21 protein-coding genes are annotated in these 16294 nt (G+C 33.1%); 11 read left to right on the top strand and 10 right to left on the bottom strand.

The genetic code is table 11. From position 1 onward, the window contains the following. Positions 1 to 176: 176 nt before the first annotated feature. Complete coding sequence (locus AC6BYQ_RS27445; RefSeq protein WP_042783562.1) at positions 177 to 743, top strand: hypothetical protein; 567 nt, start codon at positions 177 to 179, stop codon at positions 741 to 743. Positions 744 to 851: 108 nt separating this feature from the next. Continuing rightward, entirely contained in the window at positions 852 to 1466 is a 615-nt protein-coding gene (locus AC6BYQ_RS27440; RefSeq protein WP_081318675.1) for a hypothetical protein, read from the top strand. 195 nt (positions 1467 to 1661) lie between these two features. Here the strand turns inward: AC6BYQ_RS27440 and AC6BYQ_RS27435 are convergent, their stop codons facing one another. Then, entirely contained in the window at positions 1662 to 2186 is a 525-nt protein-coding gene (locus tag AC6BYQ_RS27435; protein ID WP_005127114.1) for a plasmid replication DNA-binding protein, read from the bottom strand. A 78-nt stretch (positions 2187 to 2264) separates the two neighbouring features. Further along, positions 2265 to 3194 (bottom strand): replication initiation protein RepM, encoded by a 930-nt coding sequence (repM, locus tag AC6BYQ_RS27430; RefSeq protein WP_005133531.1) that lies wholly within the window; start codon positions 3192 to 3194, stop codon positions 2265 to 2267. A 1409-nt stretch (positions 3195 to 4603) separates the two neighbouring features. Between repM (AC6BYQ_RS27430) and AC6BYQ_RS27425 the strand changes: the two genes are divergently transcribed. Both AC6BYQ_RS27425 and AC6BYQ_RS27420 read left to right on the top strand, forming a co-directional pair. Further along, complete coding sequence (locus AC6BYQ_RS27425) at positions 4604 to 4795, top strand: hypothetical protein (RefSeq protein WP_000102616.1); 192 nt, start codon at positions 4604 to 4606, stop codon at positions 4793 to 4795. A gap of 204 nt (positions 4796 to 4999) precedes the next feature. Beyond that, on the top strand, positions 5000 to 5317 hold the full coding sequence (locus AC6BYQ_RS27420; RefSeq protein ID WP_000900860.1) for a hypothetical protein: 318 nt from the start codon (positions 5000 to 5002) through the stop codon (positions 5315 to 5317). A 600-nt stretch (positions 5318 to 5917) separates the two neighbouring features. Here the strand turns inward: AC6BYQ_RS27420 and AC6BYQ_RS27415 are convergent. The 4 genes from AC6BYQ_RS27415 to AC6BYQ_RS27400 all read right to left on the bottom strand — a co-directional run bounded on the left by AC6BYQ_RS27415 (position 5918) and on the right by AC6BYQ_RS27400 (position 8739). Then, entirely contained in the window at positions 5918 to 7069 is a 1152-nt protein-coding gene (locus AC6BYQ_RS27415) for an acyltransferase family protein (protein ID WP_017725648.1), read from the bottom strand. Positions 7070 to 7923: 854 nt separating this feature from the next. Further along, on the bottom strand, positions 7924 to 8127 hold the full coding sequence (locus AC6BYQ_RS27410) for a hypothetical protein (RefSeq protein WP_046128055.1): 204 nt from the start codon (positions 8125 to 8127) through the stop codon (positions 7924 to 7926). Positions 8128 to 8153: 26 nt separating this feature from the next. Further along, positions 8154 to 8486, bottom strand: a complete 333-nt coding sequence (locus tag AC6BYQ_RS27405) for a type II toxin-antitoxin system YafQ family toxin (RefSeq protein WP_046128054.1) — start codon at positions 8484 to 8486, stop codon at positions 8154 to 8156. Then, the gene (locus AC6BYQ_RS27400; protein ID WP_004676369.1) at positions 8464 to 8739 is read right to left on the bottom strand and encodes a type II toxin-antitoxin system RelB/DinJ family antitoxin; all 276 of its coding nucleotides are present in this window, start codon (positions 8737 to 8739) and stop codon (positions 8464 to 8466) included. Before AC6BYQ_RS27400 ends, AC6BYQ_RS27405 begins: the two co-directional genes overlap by 23 nt. 785 nt (positions 8740 to 9524) lie before the next feature. Here AC6BYQ_RS27400 and repM (AC6BYQ_RS27395) point away from each other — a divergent pair. The 7 genes from repM (AC6BYQ_RS27395) (at position 9525) to AC6BYQ_RS27365 (ending at position 13545) form a co-directional block, all read left to right on the top strand. Further along, complete coding sequence (repM, locus tag AC6BYQ_RS27395; RefSeq protein WP_046128057.1) at positions 9525 to 10475, top strand: replication initiation protein RepM; 951 nt, start codon at positions 9525 to 9527, stop codon at positions 10473 to 10475. Beyond that, positions 10468 to 11043 carry a plasmid replication DNA-binding protein gene (locus tag AC6BYQ_RS27390; protein WP_046128056.1) on the top strand — a complete coding sequence of 192 codons (576 nt, stop codon included), beginning with the start codon at positions 10468 to 10470 and terminating at the stop codon, positions 11041 to 11043. The genes repM (AC6BYQ_RS27395) and AC6BYQ_RS27390 overlap by 8 nt, the downstream gene beginning before the upstream one ends. Before the next feature lie 12 nt (positions 11044 to 11055). Continuing rightward, entirely contained in the window at positions 11056 to 11199 is a 144-nt protein-coding gene (locus AC6BYQ_RS27385; RefSeq protein ID WP_171249536.1) for a hypothetical protein, read from the top strand. Positions 11200 to 11545: 346 nt separating this feature from the next. Then, positions 11546 to 11773 carry a hypothetical protein gene (locus AC6BYQ_RS27380; protein WP_498057842.1) on the top strand — a complete coding sequence of 76 codons (228 nt, stop codon included), beginning with the start codon at positions 11546 to 11548 and terminating at the stop codon, positions 11771 to 11773. Continuing rightward, positions 11770 to 12495 carry a hypothetical protein gene (locus AC6BYQ_RS27375; RefSeq protein ID WP_498057841.1) on the top strand — a complete coding sequence of 242 codons (726 nt, stop codon included), beginning with the start codon at positions 11770 to 11772 and terminating at the stop codon, positions 12493 to 12495. Before AC6BYQ_RS27380 ends, AC6BYQ_RS27375 begins: the two co-directional genes overlap by 4 nt. A gap of 8 nt (positions 12496 to 12503) precedes the next feature. Then, a complete protein-coding gene (locus AC6BYQ_RS27370) occupies positions 12504 to 13010 on the top strand; it encodes a hypothetical protein (RefSeq protein ID WP_498057840.1) in 507 nt (168 codons plus the stop codon). Positions 13011 to 13077: 67 nt separating this feature from the next. After that, positions 13078 to 13545 (top strand): DUF1643 domain-containing protein, encoded by a 468-nt coding sequence (locus AC6BYQ_RS27365; RefSeq protein WP_079393076.1) that lies wholly within the window; start codon positions 13078 to 13080, stop codon positions 13543 to 13545. A 117-nt stretch (positions 13546 to 13662) separates the two neighbouring features. Here the strand turns inward: AC6BYQ_RS27365 and AC6BYQ_RS27360 are convergent, their stop codons facing one another. From AC6BYQ_RS27360 to AC6BYQ_RS27345, 4 genes are all read right to left on the bottom strand, one after another. Continuing rightward, entirely contained in the window at positions 13663 to 14175 is a 513-nt protein-coding gene (locus tag AC6BYQ_RS27360; RefSeq protein ID WP_001089572.1) for an SMI1/KNR4 family protein, read from the bottom strand. Positions 14176 to 14213: 38 nt separating this feature from the next. After that, positions 14214 to 14780, bottom strand: coding sequence for a tetratricopeptide repeat protein (locus AC6BYQ_RS27355; RefSeq protein ID WP_498057839.1), 567 nt, complete (start codon positions 14778 to 14780; stop codon positions 14214 to 14216). A gap of 328 nt (positions 14781 to 15108) precedes the next feature. After that, positions 15109 to 15411 carry a helix-turn-helix domain-containing protein gene (locus tag AC6BYQ_RS27350; protein ID WP_001129974.1) on the bottom strand — a complete coding sequence of 101 codons (303 nt, stop codon included), beginning with the start codon at positions 15409 to 15411 and terminating at the stop codon, positions 15109 to 15111. After that, positions 15404 to 15760: a type II toxin-antitoxin system RelE/ParE family toxin gene (locus tag AC6BYQ_RS27345; protein ID WP_000269904.1), complete on the bottom strand. Its 357-nt coding sequence runs from the start codon at positions 15758 to 15760 to the stop codon at positions 15404 to 15406. Before AC6BYQ_RS27345 ends, AC6BYQ_RS27350 begins: the two co-directional genes overlap by 8 nt. Between the last annotated feature and the right edge of the window lie 534 nt (positions 15761 to 16294).

Below are 16294 nucleotides of genomic sequence, written 5' to 3'. Positions count from 1 at the left end.
TTATGTAAAATAGCTAAGTACATGATTTTATTTAACTTATAAAAGACGATTTCGGATAACGCCCATTATGTTAAATGAAGCCAATAGGGTGAAGATTTATATATTAGCGATCTAAAATCTAAAAAAATTCTATTTTATTGATATATTTAGTTTTCTATTAAAATTTGGTGTTTCTTGTGAAGACGTGGAAGAAAGTAACTACATGGATAGTATCCATTTTAGCTTTATTAGCTTTAATCGTAGGAGGGACAGTTCTGTATTTAATACAAAAGAGTAAAAAGGAAGAAAGACTAGTTAATTCTGCTTATAAAGAATTAATACCAGATAACATTGATTCATATCCAGAGCTTAAAAACTATTATTTAAATTTATATCGTCAAGGTTTAATTGAAAAAGATCTACCTATTTCTCCTGATGAAGATCCGACAATTCCAGACAAAGTTACTTTAATTCAAGGTAATTGTTATAGCCAATTTCTTGATTTGAATTATGATGAGCTCCAAATAGGTCTAAAGAATTTTGATAAAGAAATTGATTTTGAAGGTTATAATTTATTAGATGGAGTTATGTCGAAATTTAATGAAATCCCACCTATTTCTAATGCCTTGGCACTATATGGATCTGATAAAAAAATTAGTAGGAAAGAACTTTGTACCCTTGCCAATATGTATGAAAAAGGGAAAGAGTATGAAGAAAAACTGATTGAAGAAGCACGTAAAAATAGTATAAAAGCTAATCTATAGACTTATAACTCTACTTTTTTATTATTTAGGTTGAAAATGCATAAATCATACTTATTTCTAGGAACCTTTCTTTTTTCAAATTCAATATTTGCTTTAGAGAAATTACCCATGAGTCATACGGGTTTAGAAAAATTAAAAATGCAAGAAATTGGGTATGTGATTAAAAATTTTTTACCTGACTCAAATGTATCTCGAATTGACTGGGATTATAAATCAAATGACCAGTCTATAATTTGGCTTCATAAGCCTTATTTTGAACAAAGATTTAATGATGGATCTGTTGAGACTGTACGAAAAGGTGTATTTCGATCTAATGTCTTAGGGGTACAGACTACTTATCTACAGGATAGAAAATATGAATTACCTTGGTCGGTTATCTATAAAGGTGGTATGGCTAAATTTGGGGTAACAGAGATTCAATTTCATCCTAATTTACCAGATATCGATATTATTGATTCATCTCAGTGTTTTGGTAGTGAATATCAGAATTGTGCTTTCAATCCGATACAATCTCTAAAGCGTGTTGGCGTAAATAGTAAAATGATTTGCCAAGATAGCTTCGGTAGTGGATCAAATTTTCAAAAAGTATATTTGTTAACATCAAGTAATAAAAAGCCTACTTATGCTATTTATTCCATGAGTACGGGCTCTGGAGGGTCATCTACCGATTTTATTCTGATGTTACAAACCACGAAAAATGCTGTATGCAACTTAGTAAAATAATGTGTTTAATCAGCTTTTAGTTTTCCTAAAATTAACATAATACACCTTATACGAAATGCGTTATAATTATCTATAGAAATCAATGCTGTAGTTTCTAGTTTATAGCCCATCTTCCCCAAGGTGGGTTTTTTTTATGATTTTACACGTTCCACGCTTATTTATTGAGCAATGTTCCACGGTTTTATTTAGCCTAAGTTAACCATATGGAAGAAAAAAACGACTCCAGAAGCCACGCTTTTTAGGCTCTGGTTCAACATGCTCTGGAACAGGAATGCGCTTATTCTCTGGAGTAGTCAATCCGTCATCTTTAGGTGGAACAACTATCACCTGCTCCTTCATTTCTACAATGGGAGCTGATTGAGGGAGTTCGGGTTCACTAGGCTCTTGGATCTCAGGTTTAGGTGCTTCCAGTAGACGTTGCATTGTCTCAATTTGATTTTGATAAAAGGATTCACGCTCTTTTGCATCATCAAGCTGATTTTGCAGCATGTTTATCTGTTGTCTAAGTAGTAAAACTTCTGTCGATATTGGACTGTCTATTTTTACAGATTCTTTTACATCCTGTTTTTTTGAAGGTTCACCAAAAACACGGATAGCCTCGGCTAGATCAATTTTATTATCAGAATTTTTACTTAAAATTCCTTTCTTTATGTTGTTGTAAATCGTTTGTCTATTGATATTGTAAAGCTTAGAAAGCTCAAGAACTGTAAGGCTTTTCATGTTGTAAATCTATGTCTAAACCTGTCAAAAGTTGTTGTCTATTAGACTGCCTAATAGACAAATGATCAAGCATAAATTTTAGGCAGCTTGATAGCCAACTTTTTGAAGATAAGGAAATAATTCTTGGAATTTTTGATAATCTTGGAGCATTTCTGCAATGCGTATAGCAAATTGTTGGAAACTTTCGGTGCCTTCTGAATATTGCCCCATCTCAGGTAATTCAGAAAGTTTGTTGGCAAAGAGATGACGTTGTTTATCACTCATTTTGGTGAAAAGGGCTAATGTATCCGTTCCCTTAATTACTTTGTCAGAGTTGGTTTTTTTCTGCTTAAAACTGAAAGAAAAACCGGAAATTGAACGTCCTTTTTTATGTTGTTCATATTTAGCCTTTACATCGGTTAACTCATTTACTTGCTTGAGGGCAAAATCTAAAACATACGTTTTAAAATTACTCATTGTTTTGTATTGATGAGCTTCGACACCAAGTTGTTGTCTAAAGATCGATAGATCAAAAATTGGCGTTTTACCAGCAGATCTCCATTGAATTAATAACTCGTATAACCGAATAGCATAAGAGCTAGTTAATCTCGAAACCTGCTCCAATTCATATTTAGTAAAGTTTTCTTCCAGTCGAGTTATGAGTGGAACAATGTCTTGCGTGAAACGTAGGAAAACGATCCCGGATTGAGGTTCATATCCAATTTTATCGACCCAACGACAGTGAAAGCTACGATCCTTACCAGTCTTAGGATTAATGTCATGATACGTGACATAGCGATCAAACAAGCTTTTAGATGCATCCCTAAGCACGGTATAAGCAGTGTGTTTCTCGACATTAAAGGTATTGATATAACTACTTGCATGTACTTCTAAAAGGCTATTTTCAGTTATCCCGTGCCCTGTTTCCCGAGCTTCAGCAATGGCTAATAGGATCAGCCTTTGTTCAACTGTATCTAGGGTATAGCTAGCTTGAATTAAAGCATTATCCTTTACGATTAATTCACTCATTTCTAATAATAAATTTATAATTAAACTAGGTTGTACAATAGACTATTTTAATTGAATTGTAAATCGACTTAATTTGGGGTCGATAAACCTAGTTTTAAGGTCGATAAACCTAGTTTTATGGGTCGATAAACCTAGTTTTATGGGTCGATAAACCTAGTTTTATGGGTCGATAAACCTAGGTTTATTAACTCTAAAACTATTATGAATAAAGGGTTACAGCTTACTTAAAAGCATTTAAAAGATTAAAAATAATTAAAAGCCTAGGTAAAGAAAAATTGCCCTTGGTTTTCGCTTCGCTCAAACTCTATTGAACTTCGCTTTCGCTCAGTTCGTCGGGGCAATTTTTTGGTTAATACTTACGTGATTTTAAGAAAAAGCAAAAACAACTCGGAATTCGCTTCGCTCATAAAACTTTTTTACTCGCTACGCTCGGTCTAGAAACAAATTTCTGCATAAAACTTACGCTTTCTTAGGCTAAAAAGCCCCAAAAACTGTTTTTCAGGAAGGCTGAGAGGCAAATTTTATAAGTTCGCTCGTAGACACTCGCTCTATGAATCTATCTAGAATCAAAATCCCTCTTTATTTCGCGCTCATTTGCGTTTTTTGAGCTGTTTTCTGTTTTTCACTATAAGACCTATGTTTTTTACTTAAAGGCTCTTAAATCGCATTTGAATGCTTTCTGTGAAAATTTCCATAATTAAAATTTTAGTTTGAAATTTTTAATTTGGATGAACGGACAAAAAATGATTTTTTTACGTTTTTCTAAACCAAGAAATAAATACTTTTTTCTATATAAAACCAAGCACCAGTCCTACGTCACTTTAGCCAATTTTCTAATCAAGGATCCGGCACATGCCGGGATTTTTTTGTCACACACCACGCATCTAAAGATGATAACCCTCAAACCTTTGCTAGATATGGTTTTTATAGGTTTTTTTATCATATAGAAACTGTTTCAAAAAAATGGATAAAAACTAATATAACTAGTTGTTTTTAAATAAAAAATAAACTTTCATTGAGTTTTTCAAAAAATATCCAATTTTTTGATTTAAAGTATTGAAATATAATGTAAAAACAACTTTCAAACCAACTTTCAGAATATATCTTAAAATTAAGGTTAATTTATTGAAATTATGAAAAAAATTGATGAAAGTTTAGATTTTTAAGTTTCAGAATTGTGTACAAAATTAATGGACTTTTTTATGCTAAAAATTTGATTTATATGATTATTGTTCTGTACATGGTGTTGTACAAAAATAAATACTATTTTGGGTCTAAGTGAATGAAAATTATAAAAAATAATATGTACACATGGATTATACAATAATGTACAAATTTTAGTGGCTAAATTAGGTATAAAGTATTGAAATTTATTAAAAATAAATATGTACAATCCAAGGTTACTTCTTATGTCAACAGAATTAGTCAATTCAGCCAATATCATCTCTTTTCCTAAGCCATGTGCCTTCTGTGAATCAACGGAACATGTACAACTTTTTGCTGGGCTGATGCTTTGCAGGAGTTGTCAGGAAAACATCAAAATTACCAATCCTGATCTGTTTGCTACCAATGATCAGATTCAACAAAAAGCCCAGGATTAACCTGGGCTTCGTATAAGGTGTATTATGTTAATAATATAAATTTTTAAAAGCATATTGATTTAATAATAGAAAAATTATCAGAGTAGGGCATGTGTAAAGTAAACGTTCGATTATTAACCAATAATGATTAAAGATTTATATCTTGTATGTGTTAATTTTATTAACATATATATACGAAATTAATAATGCCTTAAGTGAAATAGTATGCTAGGTAAAAATCATCATTTTTTAAAAAAATTTTCGATCAGTGATGCTGCTATAGCGTATAAAAAACCTCGCTCGACTATACTTAAATATATAAAAAGCGGAGATTTCGAACTTGACTACAATAAATTGATTGAATACAGTCAGTTAGTTAGAAAATTTGGTGAACTTACTTACCCTATACAGGACGAAAGAGAGCAACAAATCAAAAAACTAAAAGATGAAGTTATGCATTTAAAAAAACAACTTAACTTTTTTAAATATACTTCAATCTCAAACAAAAATAGACTATTAATTTCTCATAAACATTCCATTTAACATAATGGCGATTATGCGAAATCATTTATAAAAAGTTATTGTTTTTCAAATATTTAAAAAATTAGTCATGACTAAAAAATAGGTAAAAAGCCGACTCCGAAACAAGTCGGCTGCTTTTTAAGCAGTTTTGTCACTTTTAGCCAATAAAATTGGTTAAAAAATACTCAAAATTGCGGTTTTTCCTGATTTCTAAAGGCTCTCATTTCTGAAAATATCCCCATTTCCTGCGGACAATTCTTGGGATAATTTGAGGATATCTCCATGTACGTTCTGGCGTACAGGCATTCAAGAAAATCACCAATAGGCAGACACCATCAGATTGCATATTATGGCTTCATCGAGAACAGGATGTTCCACATAACAACAATAAGATCAGCGACAGGACGCGAGGGATAACAGGAGTTGCCCCTAGTACCAAATACGAAAAACCCCGACAGGATGTCGGGGTTTTTTATTGTTTAAAACTTAATTAGCATAATTCGTATTATGTTAATTTTAGAAAAACTACATACAGGCTATAAGTAGATACCTTTGAAAAACCAAAAGCCTCTGATAAACCCGATACAGTTCACTATAAGAGAACCGCTCGAAATAGCGATTTTATTTATTTGCAATTAATTCAGGATCTCTTTTGGATATAGGAGCCTTTTTTCTTAAAAAGGGACTTTCAATAAACTTGTAAGTAAAAAGAGATAGCAGTACTACCACACTAAAAACGATAGGGAATGAAAGATAGTAGGAGTATAAAGATGTAGTGTTAAAATCTATAATATTCAAAACAGAAAAGAAAAAGTACAATACTGCGCCATGAATAAGATAAATACTGTAACTTACTTCACCGAGTATTCGAAGACCATTGTTATAGAGCATACCGAAGAAATTATAACCATTTGCAATGAATGCAAAAATTACCGCTAAAGGGATCATTTGCGAAAAAGTATATGGTTCAGTAAAAAATAAAGAAAGCACACTAAGTCCGATTACAATCACATTCGTCGCTTTAGGAGATTCAAGCATAAAGTTTTTTAAATACTCCTTAAACTTGATTGCAGGAATAGAAAGAATAAATAGAGCGTAGTAGTAGTGAGACTTTTCCTTAAAAATATAGAAAAGAAGTGCTGCAATAATAACTAGTGATAAGGCTAAGGGAATCTTCTTATGGTAAATACAGTAGATGATTGGAAGGCTGAAATAGAATTTCCATTCATACATCAAAGTCCAAGCTACACCAGCAATGACAAGCCCACTTTCAAACCCTTCAAAACTTCCACCTTTAAAAAGAAGCCAAGCACTTACCCATTTTAGGAATGCACCAATATTCGTACTACTAATCGGAACATTAGATACTGTAATCGCAAGAATGAAGAAAAATGTCGCAATATAAAGAGGGTAAATCCGCTTTACCCGAGATAAGTAAACTTGTTTCCAACTAATATCCACTTTCATCATTTTGTTGATAAAAAGATAGCCCGTAATTAAAAAAAAGAGAGAAACTGCTGTACCCCCGAAATTATCAATTAAAACAAATTCAGGCTTTTTCCATTCTCCAGCAGTCTTCCATACATAGGTAATATAAAAATGATGAGCAAGTACTGAAAGAGCAAGAATCCCACGCAAACCATCGAGCGGTGAAGAGCGGTGAATCACTTCTGTTGGTAAGAAGTGAACTTTTTTTAAAAAAACAACAGTAAGCCCGATACACGAAATGAGTAGTAAAAAAAGATAAATGGCATCAATTGGGAAAAAATACATTGTGTATTTGTTGAAAAGATTAAACGTGCATTGTAATTATGCACTTTCATCTTTTCTACATAATTTTATAGACGCTTTTTAGTAACGAACTATTTATGGCCCTTTTGATCATAGATTTAACATAAAGTCTCTTATGCGAAGCATGACTGTTTTTAGTTAGTGGCAATCTGTGACTAAAATACACTAAGGATTTGTTTTTAATATATTTTATTAAAAAATGTGTATCAATGTGGCAAGCCTCTAATATAGATAAAAACAGTGAAACCCTTATCAGATAAGGGTTTCACTGCATCCTAATAAGGTGCGTATGGTGTGTATCAAAAAGATGGCGATTTTTGATCAATTCAAGTGACCTAAAAAATAATAAAACCCACAAAATTCAATGAAATTTGAATTTTGAGAGCGTCAACTAATCATATTTAGCAAAAATTAGGCATTTATTATGCAAATCTTATGCAAATCTTATGCAAAAGTTAGGCAAATATTTAGCAGAAATTTAGCAATTTTAAATATCTAAGCTTCAAAAATAGCTTTTATCCAAAAGCTTTAACAAAGAAATTCCATAGGACAAGATCAACATTGAGCAATAACGAATTGTTGTCGGTAATGTAGTCGTTCACCTTGCGTGTACTATTACATTACACATCTTGCCTCATCGTACAAATTCTAGTTTGCGTATATTTGCCTTTATTTGCTACATACCAAACACTAGGATTTGCCTTAATTTGATCTTATTTGCTGATTTTTGCTTTTAGTTGCGTTTTTTTGATAAAACCATTTGCTTTAATTTGATGAAATTTGCTTTTTTTTGATAAAAAAACACCAAAATAAATACCATTTAAGCTCTTACAGGCTTATTTAGGGTTCAATCGTCTCCATTCAGCCATTAAAGCTGCTTCTTCCTGCTCCAAAGTCGTTTCACCGTTCAAAATACGCTGATGCCTTGCATCTTCATAAGGTTGGCAAGCATCAATAATCTCTTGGGAAAATTCATGATCTACGATTCCCTTTGAACTTCTAAAAATCTCTTTTAATCGTTCTTTTTCTGCTTCATTCATAAATACAGATCCTCTTTGTTTGGTGCTTACTTAAATAACTCGCTATGCGTTCCAGTACGCACAAAAACCACCATCTCAAACTTAGAGAGTGGCTCGATGCGATAAATCAGCAGAAAATCACCACCGACATGAAGTTCACGGCAGTTTTTCCATTGGTTACCACTGAGCGCATGATCAACCCATTCAGCACCTAAAGGCTCATCATTGGTAATAATCAGCATCATGACCTGTTTAAGCTTCGCCATGTCATAACGACCACTACGAGAAAGCCTTTGCCAGTCTGCTAAAAACTCTTTGGTATAGTCCGATGATCGAGGTAAAACGGCCCGTTTATCTTTAGCTGTTTTTTTCGAGGTCATTAAACAAGTCTTCTACAGTTTCAAAACGGGCTTTCTTTGCTTGAATAAGTGCATCAGCTTCATTCATAGCAGCTACAGTTGTGGTATTGGGTACACGTACATCGAATGGAATAGCCTGTTCAGCCACGACACGAGTTAAAAAGATCCGTACAGCATCAGAAACAGACATCCCCATTGATTTCAAAGCCTGCTGTGCCTGTAACTTTGTTTCATCATCAATTCGAACGTGTAGCATTGAGGTTTGAGAAGTCATATCTTCACCTAAACATTATGTGACTCAATTGAGATACAATGTAGCATATTACCGCCTGAATATTTTAAATAAAAGGATCTTTCGATTTATTCATCAAACAGAAAAATTAGGCAAATAAAAAAATATCTCATTTAAACGCTCTATTTTCACCATAGAGAGGCGATCTCAAACTTAAACATAGAATCCACCTAAAAACAAAAAAGTCTCTCTAAACTCAAATAGAAGCAAATGACACAACACTAATAAGCCACTAAGAAGACATAAACCAAGCGAGTGTCTACGAGCGACATCACCAAAATTCGCGCCTAGACTTTCTGAAAAACAGCTTTTTAGGCTGTGAAGCCTAAATAAGCGTAAATCACATGCAGAAAATGGAGCCTAGATCGAGCGTAGCGAGTAAAAAAGTTTTATGAGCGAAGCGAATTCCGAGTGCTTTTGCTCTTGCCTTTGCTTTTTTTAAAATTCACAACAAAAAGAACCAAAAAATTGCCCCTCGAATCGAGCGATAGCGAGATTCAATAGAGTTTGAGCGCAGCGAAAACCAAGGGCAATTTTTCTTTGCCTGGGCTTTTAATTATTTTTAAAGTTTTTAAATGCTTTTAAACATGCTGAAACCCTTTATTTACAAGGGATTCAAAACCTATATGACACCGTTTACCTTGCAATATGACACCGTTTACCTTGCAATATGACACCGTTTACCTTGCAATATGACACCGTTTACCTTGCTTATAGCACTAAAATTAATTATTGTGTCATAGCATAATAATTAATACTGGTGCTTCATGAGAGAATTAGTGGTAAAAGACAATGCCTTAATCAATGCAAGCTATAACTTAGATTTAGTAGAACAACGTTTAATTTTATTGGCTATTGTTGAAGCAAGGGAAAGTGGGAAAGGGATTAATGCTAATGATCCCCTTGAAGTACATGCCGAAGGCTATATCAATCAATTTGGTGTACATCGCAATACTGCCTATCAAGCATTAAAAGATGCCTGTAATGATTTATTCGCTAGACAATTTAGTTATCAAAAAATAAATGAAAGAGGGAATATTGAGAACTATAGATCCCGTTGGGTTAGTGAAATTGGATATGTAGATAATGAAGCAGTGGTTAAGCTTATTTTTGCCCCTGCCATAGTTCCATTAATTACGCGCTTAGAAGAGCATTTTACTAAATACGAATTGCAGCAAGTTAGTAATCTCAGTAGTGCTTATGCTGTTCGTTTATATGAGTTATTAATTGCTTGGAGAAGTACGGGCTCTACTCCAATTATAGAGCTAAGTGATTTCCGTCAAAGAATTGGCGTACTCGATACTGAGTACAAGCGTATGGAACGCTTTAAAACTAGTGTACTTGAGCTCGCTATTAAACAAATTAACGAACATACAGATATCACAGTGAAGTATGAACAACACAAAAGAGGTCGATCAATTTCAGGTTTTTCTTTTACGTTTAAACAGAAGAAAAAGGATAATCCATCAATAGAAAGAGATCCAAATACCTTAGACCTTTTTTCAAAGATGACCGATGCTCAACGGCATATGTTTGCAAACAAACTTTCAGAACTCCCTGAAATGGGTCGCTATTCACAAGGAACTGAAAGCTATCCTCAATTTGCTGTTCGTATTGCTGAGATGCTACAAGACCCTGAAAAAATCAAAGAACTATCCCCATACCTAAAAAAAGTGGGATACATGCCATCAAATAAAAAGGACACCGTAAATGGCTAAGTTATCACTAAGTGAAGTATCTAAAAAATTTCATGTGGATAGATCAACCATTTACAGAGCTGTACGTAATGGACGTTTATCACGCTCCAGTGATGGACAATTCGATCTAGCAGAGGTCATCCGATGCTTTGGAGAACCTGAGCAAACATCTCAAAAAATTGAATCATCTAAGCAAGAAGGTGATGAATCTACAAAAAAACTTATTGCCCATTTAGAAAATGAAGTCAAAAAATACCAAGAACGTGAAGAACGGTTAATGCAACAAATTGACCGTATGCAAACACTCATTGAGCTGAAAAGTGTTGCACCTGCCACAGCATTACCACAACAAGATGCTACGGCATGCGACACCGACATGCCACAGCATGCGACAACACAACAAGACAATGATAATAAAAAGAATAATGAATTCAATATTGCAGAAAATGTGGCAGTGCCACAGCAAGAAACTACGGCATACCACACCCAAACGCTACAGCATGCCACGTTGCAAAATGTGGCAGTGCCACAACACAAAAAGCGTGGCTTATTTGGCCGTGTGCTGAATGCTGTTTTTGATAATGACTAAGGGAGAGAGATCATGCCGAAACTGAAAGACATTGCCCTAGGAATTATTGTGGCCCCGCTGCTGATCCCGATCATGCTGATTGCATCCTCCCAAGATAAAAAGGCACTTAAAAAAGAGCTGAATGAACGCCAAAAAGAAAAAGACCAGGCATCCTGATTATTCAATTAACCTAAACAAAGTCGTGAAACATTGCTCACTTATTAAGCGTGGAACGTGAAAAATCATAAAAAAAGCCCACCTTGGGGAAGATGAGCTATCAACTAGAAACTACAGCATTGATTTCTATAGATAATTATAACGCATTTCGTATAAGGCGTATTATGTTAATTTTAGAAAATATCAACAATTCATAAGTGGTATCATAAAATTTTATATTTTCTAAGCAAGTAACCATTGAAAACGATTTAAAAACAAAATTTAGTGATTTACTTATGTCTTATGGACATATTTTTTTGATATTATCTATTTAATATCTAATTAATTTTGTATTTTTATGAAAATCATGCGCAAAGCTCCTGCTTTTTACACAACAAATGTTGGGGTTCAAAAACTTGATAAAGATCGAATTATTGTAGATTTTTTTACAGTCATGGGCATTGATACTGAAAATGGAGATGCTGTTGAAGAAGTTGTATCCTCAATGATTCTTGATGAAGATAATGGGATATATTTACTTTCTCAACTCCAAGAGCATTTTGGTGAAAAAAATACTAAAAAAGAAAAAATATGAGTACTACTTATTTAAAATCTTCATCTGTAGATAAAGCTAAGTTAGAGAAACTTATTAATAAGTTTAAAAATTTACATGAAGAAGTAGAATATAAAACATTATATAAAAAAAATGAACAGTTCTATTCAGCTAATAGGAACAGTAAAGTTTTTGATTCAAAAACTTATATAACCTTACATAATGTGAGTGTATATCATAATTCAAGAATGGATTATGAATGTTGGAATGAATTTTTAGAAAACTACTACAACCACACTAATACTAAATCTTTTCATCATTTTTATGCCCAATTAAAATATGTCTTAGATCAGCAATTCTCGAATTTAGATCAATTTCCAAAAATTAATGAAATTCTAAAAGGTCTCAATGATGCTTATATAAATTATATAGAGTCTGAAGATCTATATATAAAGCATGAACAACCATCAATGCAGTCTATAGCTGAATTTTTAAGATATATTCCTTCTTTATATGCCTTTTATAATTCTAAGGAATTTAAAATTAGTATTAATAGTGAAAATGGTTTTCTTACTTGCGAAATTAATCAAATTAGGACAACAAAGAGATATCTAAATTTGACTTTCACAGACAAACAGAGTGTGGATTTTTCATATATAAATAGAATCAAAGGATTAGTAAGGTTTTCTGGTGTTGCCGACATGAATATCAGTTTTAAAAACTCTAAAGAATTTGATAAAATTATTGCATTACTTGCTTACTAAAAAATGTCATGGATAGTACGACTATAATTTCTCCAAATATTATTTTAAATTCAGAGATTACTATACCTTCAGATGACAATTTCAATATTTGGAGAAATGTTGGGGCAACCAAAGTTGAAAATGGAGAAGTATCAGAAGCATCATTAGATATTAGACCAAGAGATCATAATCATGTTTCGTTTAGATATGGAGAAACTGGATCTTTAGAGCAACAGCTTTTAATTGTTATGGAACGAATATTTGCTTCCTTTCAATTTGGTTCATCTTCTTACTTCACATATCTAAATAAGGAAGAAACTTATAATGAAGTAAATCGTACAGAAGATCTAATTAGAATTGAACAAGTTGGTGCGCCTGATCACTATGGTCTTTATTTCAACCATCAAGAAGGCTCTAGGGAACGTAAATTAGCAAAAGCGACATTGATCTATCTAATGACTGAAAATTTAACACCAGCTGTTTCAGAAAGCGAAGTAACATCAGCTAAACATAAGTCGTTAAAAAACAACTTTTGAAGCTAATTAGAATTAGCATACTTAACATAAAATCTCTTATTCGAAATAGATCAAGAAGGACAATGTAGTGATAGAAAAAGGGGCAATCATTTCCGACTGTAACAAATATCGTTATTCACTTTGGCGTATTTGGGATAAAGAAAAACCAATATTTACCTTTGTCGGCTTAAATCCATCAACTGCAGACCATCAGCAAGATGACCGAACCATAAGACGATGCATTAATTTTGCTAAAAGTTGGGGAGGTGGTGGCATTTATATGGCTAATCTATTTGCATATAGAGCTACTGATCCACAAGAAATGATGTCCCAAGAAGACCCTATTGGTCCTGATAACGATGCCCACTTAAAGCAATTAGCAGCAGAATCCCACAAACTTATTGCTTGTTGGGGAAATGATGGTGTTTTTAAAGCGAGATCAACTTTTGTAAAACAATTGCTTACGGACAAACTCTATTATCTTAAATTAAATAAAAGTGGAGAACCTGGACATCCGTTATATATACATTCTTCCACTCAGATACAGCCTTTTTAGATCCCATTTAACATAATGGGCGTTATATGAAATTCAAAAAATGATACTATTTTTGTGATAATTAAATAAATTTTAGGTGAACATAAGTTAAATAGAGCTTATATCGGCCATATAATTTTAAGGTTCCCAGAATTTATCACCCTGAGTTTCATAAAATTTACTAATGAATTCTTGAAAAGTATTAGCAACAATGTACCAATCTTGTCTTTGATCTATAGGTAAGACAACAAAAATAGAGCCGTAATCATCACTATTAGGATCACATCGAACTAACAATAAGTCTGAATCTCCATAGAATTCTCCAATAATTAAGTCACTTTGAAGAGCGTCATTATTACGATTACTTTTATAAATTTTTGAAGCAAAAATTACTTCCTCAATAGAATATAATTTTAAGCCCCATTGTCCGTATTCTTGATCTTTAAATAGATCTGCACCATTAGATACTGTATAAAAATCCTCTAATACTTTTGGTAAAAGTACTTGGGGTATTTGTGGGTAAATTTTGCTTTTTAGGTTTAATGAACACTGCAAAGGAAAGGGACATTCCATACCTCTCTGAATAGCTTTCTTAGGTTCAATCTCCCATTCATTATGTATTTTTTCTATAATTTCATGAACACTATTCATTTATTAGACTCTTAAAAAATCCTTAACTTTTACTAAAATTAATTTTCAGACTTATCCCACCAACTTTGAGCTAAATCAGTATTTTTAGGAATGCCTATACCATCACGATACATAACGGAAAGACTTCGCATTGCTTTCTTATTACCTAACTTTGCAGCCTTTTCACGAAGTTCTAAAGCTTTCTTAATATTAACTTCTATTCCGCTAGCTGCGCGAGTATATAGGTCAGCTAACTCAACCATTGATTCAGAATGACCATTTTCTGAAGCTTTCTGAAACCACTTAAAAGCTTTTTGGAAATGTTCTAAAGAATCGTTTTTGTCATCATCCTCTATTAATCTAGCATAGGTAACATATCCATCAGCTAACCAAAACATTGCTGCTACATTTCCATTTTCAGCTGATTTAATAGCCCAAATTTCAGCTTGATTTTCATCTGAATCAACACCATGACCATATAGATAAATCTCAGCTAATTCTAACTGGGCAGAAGTATCTCCACTTTCTGCTTTCGCTAATAAATCATTAGAAAAAACAGGTTCTGCAAATGTTTCCATTGAAAGGCAAACTCCTAAAGCCATAAAAATATTTACTAATTTATTCAATTCTTAACCTTTAAATTAAACTCTTAGGCTTGTATGTTTTTACATCATACCTAAAAGAAAACTCTAAAATTAGAGTATATTTTTAGTCCTATTTAACATAGAAACTCTTATGTGAATCTAGAAGGATTAAGCTATTTCGTAATATTTTATCCAATAAGCATTGTCAAAAATATCAATGTAATAGCTTGGCCTCTTACAATGTGAAAAATATTCACAGCATAAATCTCTAATAATTTCAATTTCTTCTAGGCTATCGGCAGCATTGACTAAAAATATAAACTTGTCTAAGTTAACAAGTAATTTAGTACTATTTTTCAAAGGTTTATTATTAGACATTGAACCCTATGTGTTTTCCTGTTGGAAGCTCTACATCAATACGAAGTTTTCCACCCATTGCTTCAACATACTTTTTCATCGTTGAAATTTTAAGATCATGACCACGATTTTCGATTGCTGATAATGACGGCTGTTTAATTCCAAGGGTTGCAGCTAGTTCTTTCTGGGAAATTTCTAACTCTTCTCGGATAAGGTGAAGCTGACTTTCTAAAAGTAATTCATCAGCCATTTTTTGAATACGAGCTTGACTCTCTGGAGAGCGACTAGCCAATAATTCTTGTAAGCTCTTAGCCATTAGATTGATCTCCTAAAGTTGAGAGATGAAGTGCGTATTGCTCATCTGCAATTGCTAGCATCTCTGTATAAAAACGCTTTTTATTACTCTTATCACCAATACACAGCACAATCGCTTGTCTTAGGGGATCGAATGCAAAAAATGCCCTTAACGGTTTACCACGATGCTGAACACGTAGTTCCTTCATATTGGTAAATTTAGAATCGTAGACGGTATCTACTAAAGGACGACCTAAACTAGGCCCTTGCTGTTGTAGAACAACCAATGCAGCTAAGACTTTCTCTTGTGTTGCTTCATCTTGCTGTTCAAGCCATTCATTAAACAGATCCGTTGTAATGACTGTCCACATATTACAATCACAATATAGATTACAGTCTATATATTAAATCTGATTGAATGACTTTGCAAATGGCAATAAAAAATCCCGACGTCATGTCGGGATTTTTCGGTATGGAGCGCATAGGTAGGGCTGACTACCTGATGGTCATGGTGCCTGACTGATTATTATTGTTGTTTTAAGTCATTGAACATCCTGTCCATATAGATCGATCATAAGAGCTTCATCGGGGGATAGATACAGACAATTTCGTGAAACGCTGTAAGCCAAAACGTACAAAAAATAATCAAAATTTATCCCAATGGTTATCCGCAGAAATTGTGGATTCTTTTGGGTAAAAAAGGCTTACAAACTCTATGGAATTGCTATTTTTGATCATTATTTAACCAATTTTATTGGCAAGAAGTATCAAACTTGCTCAAAAAAAATCCGCTTTGTTTCCAAAGCGGATTTTTGCGGTAGTTTCGGGTTATGTAAAATAGCTAAGTACATGATTTTATTTAACTTATAAAAGACGATTTCGGATAACGCCCATTATGTTAAATG

It is taken from the genome of Serratia sp. LTN-2, assembly GCF_059740205.1.
Note: the sequence above shows the minus strand (reverse complement) of the source record. Positions and strands in the feature narration are given on the sequence as shown.

Bases quoted from the DNA above. Each gene is read 5' to 3' on its own strand.
- AC6BYQ_RS27440 (WP_081318675.1), top strand. From the start codon at position 852: ATGAGTCATACGGGTTTAGAAAAATTAAAAATGCAAGAAATTGGGTAT.
- AC6BYQ_RS27420 (WP_000900860.1), top strand. From the start codon at position 5,000: ATGCTAGGTAAAAATCATCATTTTTTAAAAAAATTTTCGATCAGTGAT.
- AC6BYQ_RS27405 (WP_046128054.1), bottom strand. From the start codon at position 8,486: ATGACCTCGAAAAAAACAGCTAAAGATAAACGGGCCGTTTTACCTCGA.
- AC6BYQ_RS27350 (WP_001129974.1), bottom strand. From the start codon at position 15,411: ATGGCTAAGAGCTTACAAGAATTATTGGCTAGTCGCTCTCCAGAGAGT.
- AC6BYQ_RS27400 (WP_004676369.1), bottom strand. From the start codon at position 8,739: ATGACTTCTCAAACCTCAATGCTACACGTTCGAATTGATGATGAAACA.
- AC6BYQ_RS27375 (WP_498057841.1), top strand. From the start codon at position 11,770: ATGAGTACTACTTATTTAAAATCTTCATCTGTAGATAAAGCTAAGTTA.
- AC6BYQ_RS27380 (WP_498057842.1), top strand. From the start codon at position 11,546: ATGCGCAAAGCTCCTGCTTTTTACACAACAAATGTTGGGGTTCAAAAA.
- repM (WP_005133531.1), bottom strand. From the start codon at position 3,194: ATGAGTGAATTAATCGTAAAGGATAATGCTTTAATTCAAGCTAGCTAT.
- repM (WP_046128057.1), top strand. From the start codon at position 9,525: ATGAGAGAATTAGTGGTAAAAGACAATGCCTTAATCAATGCAAGCTAT.
- AC6BYQ_RS27385 (WP_171249536.1), top strand. From the start codon at position 11,056: ATGCCGAAACTGAAAGACATTGCCCTAGGAATTATTGTGGCCCCGCTG.
- AC6BYQ_RS27390 (WP_046128056.1), top strand. From the start codon at position 10,468: ATGGCTAAGTTATCACTAAGTGAAGTATCTAAAAAATTTCATGTGGAT.
- AC6BYQ_RS27435 (WP_005127114.1), bottom strand. From the start codon at position 2,186: ATGAAAAGCCTTACAGTTCTTGAGCTTTCTAAGCTTTACAATATCAAT.
- AC6BYQ_RS27360 (WP_001089572.1), bottom strand. From the start codon at position 14,175: ATGAATAGTGTTCATGAAATTATAGAAAAAATACATAATGAATGGGAG.
- AC6BYQ_RS27425 (WP_000102616.1), top strand. From the start codon at position 4,604: ATGTCAACAGAATTAGTCAATTCAGCCAATATCATCTCTTTTCCTAAG.
- AC6BYQ_RS27415 (WP_017725648.1), bottom strand. From the start codon at position 7,069: ATGTATTTTTTCCCAATTGATGCCATTTATCTTTTTTTACTACTCATT.
- AC6BYQ_RS27345 (WP_000269904.1), bottom strand. From the start codon at position 15,760: ATGTGGACAGTCATTACAACGGATCTGTTTAATGAATGGCTTGAACAG.
- AC6BYQ_RS27370 (WP_498057840.1), top strand. From the start codon at position 12,504: ATGGATAGTACGACTATAATTTCTCCAAATATTATTTTAAATTCAGAG.
- AC6BYQ_RS27410 (WP_046128055.1), bottom strand. From the start codon at position 8,127: ATGAATGAAGCAGAAAAAGAACGATTAAAAGAGATTTTTAGAAGTTCA.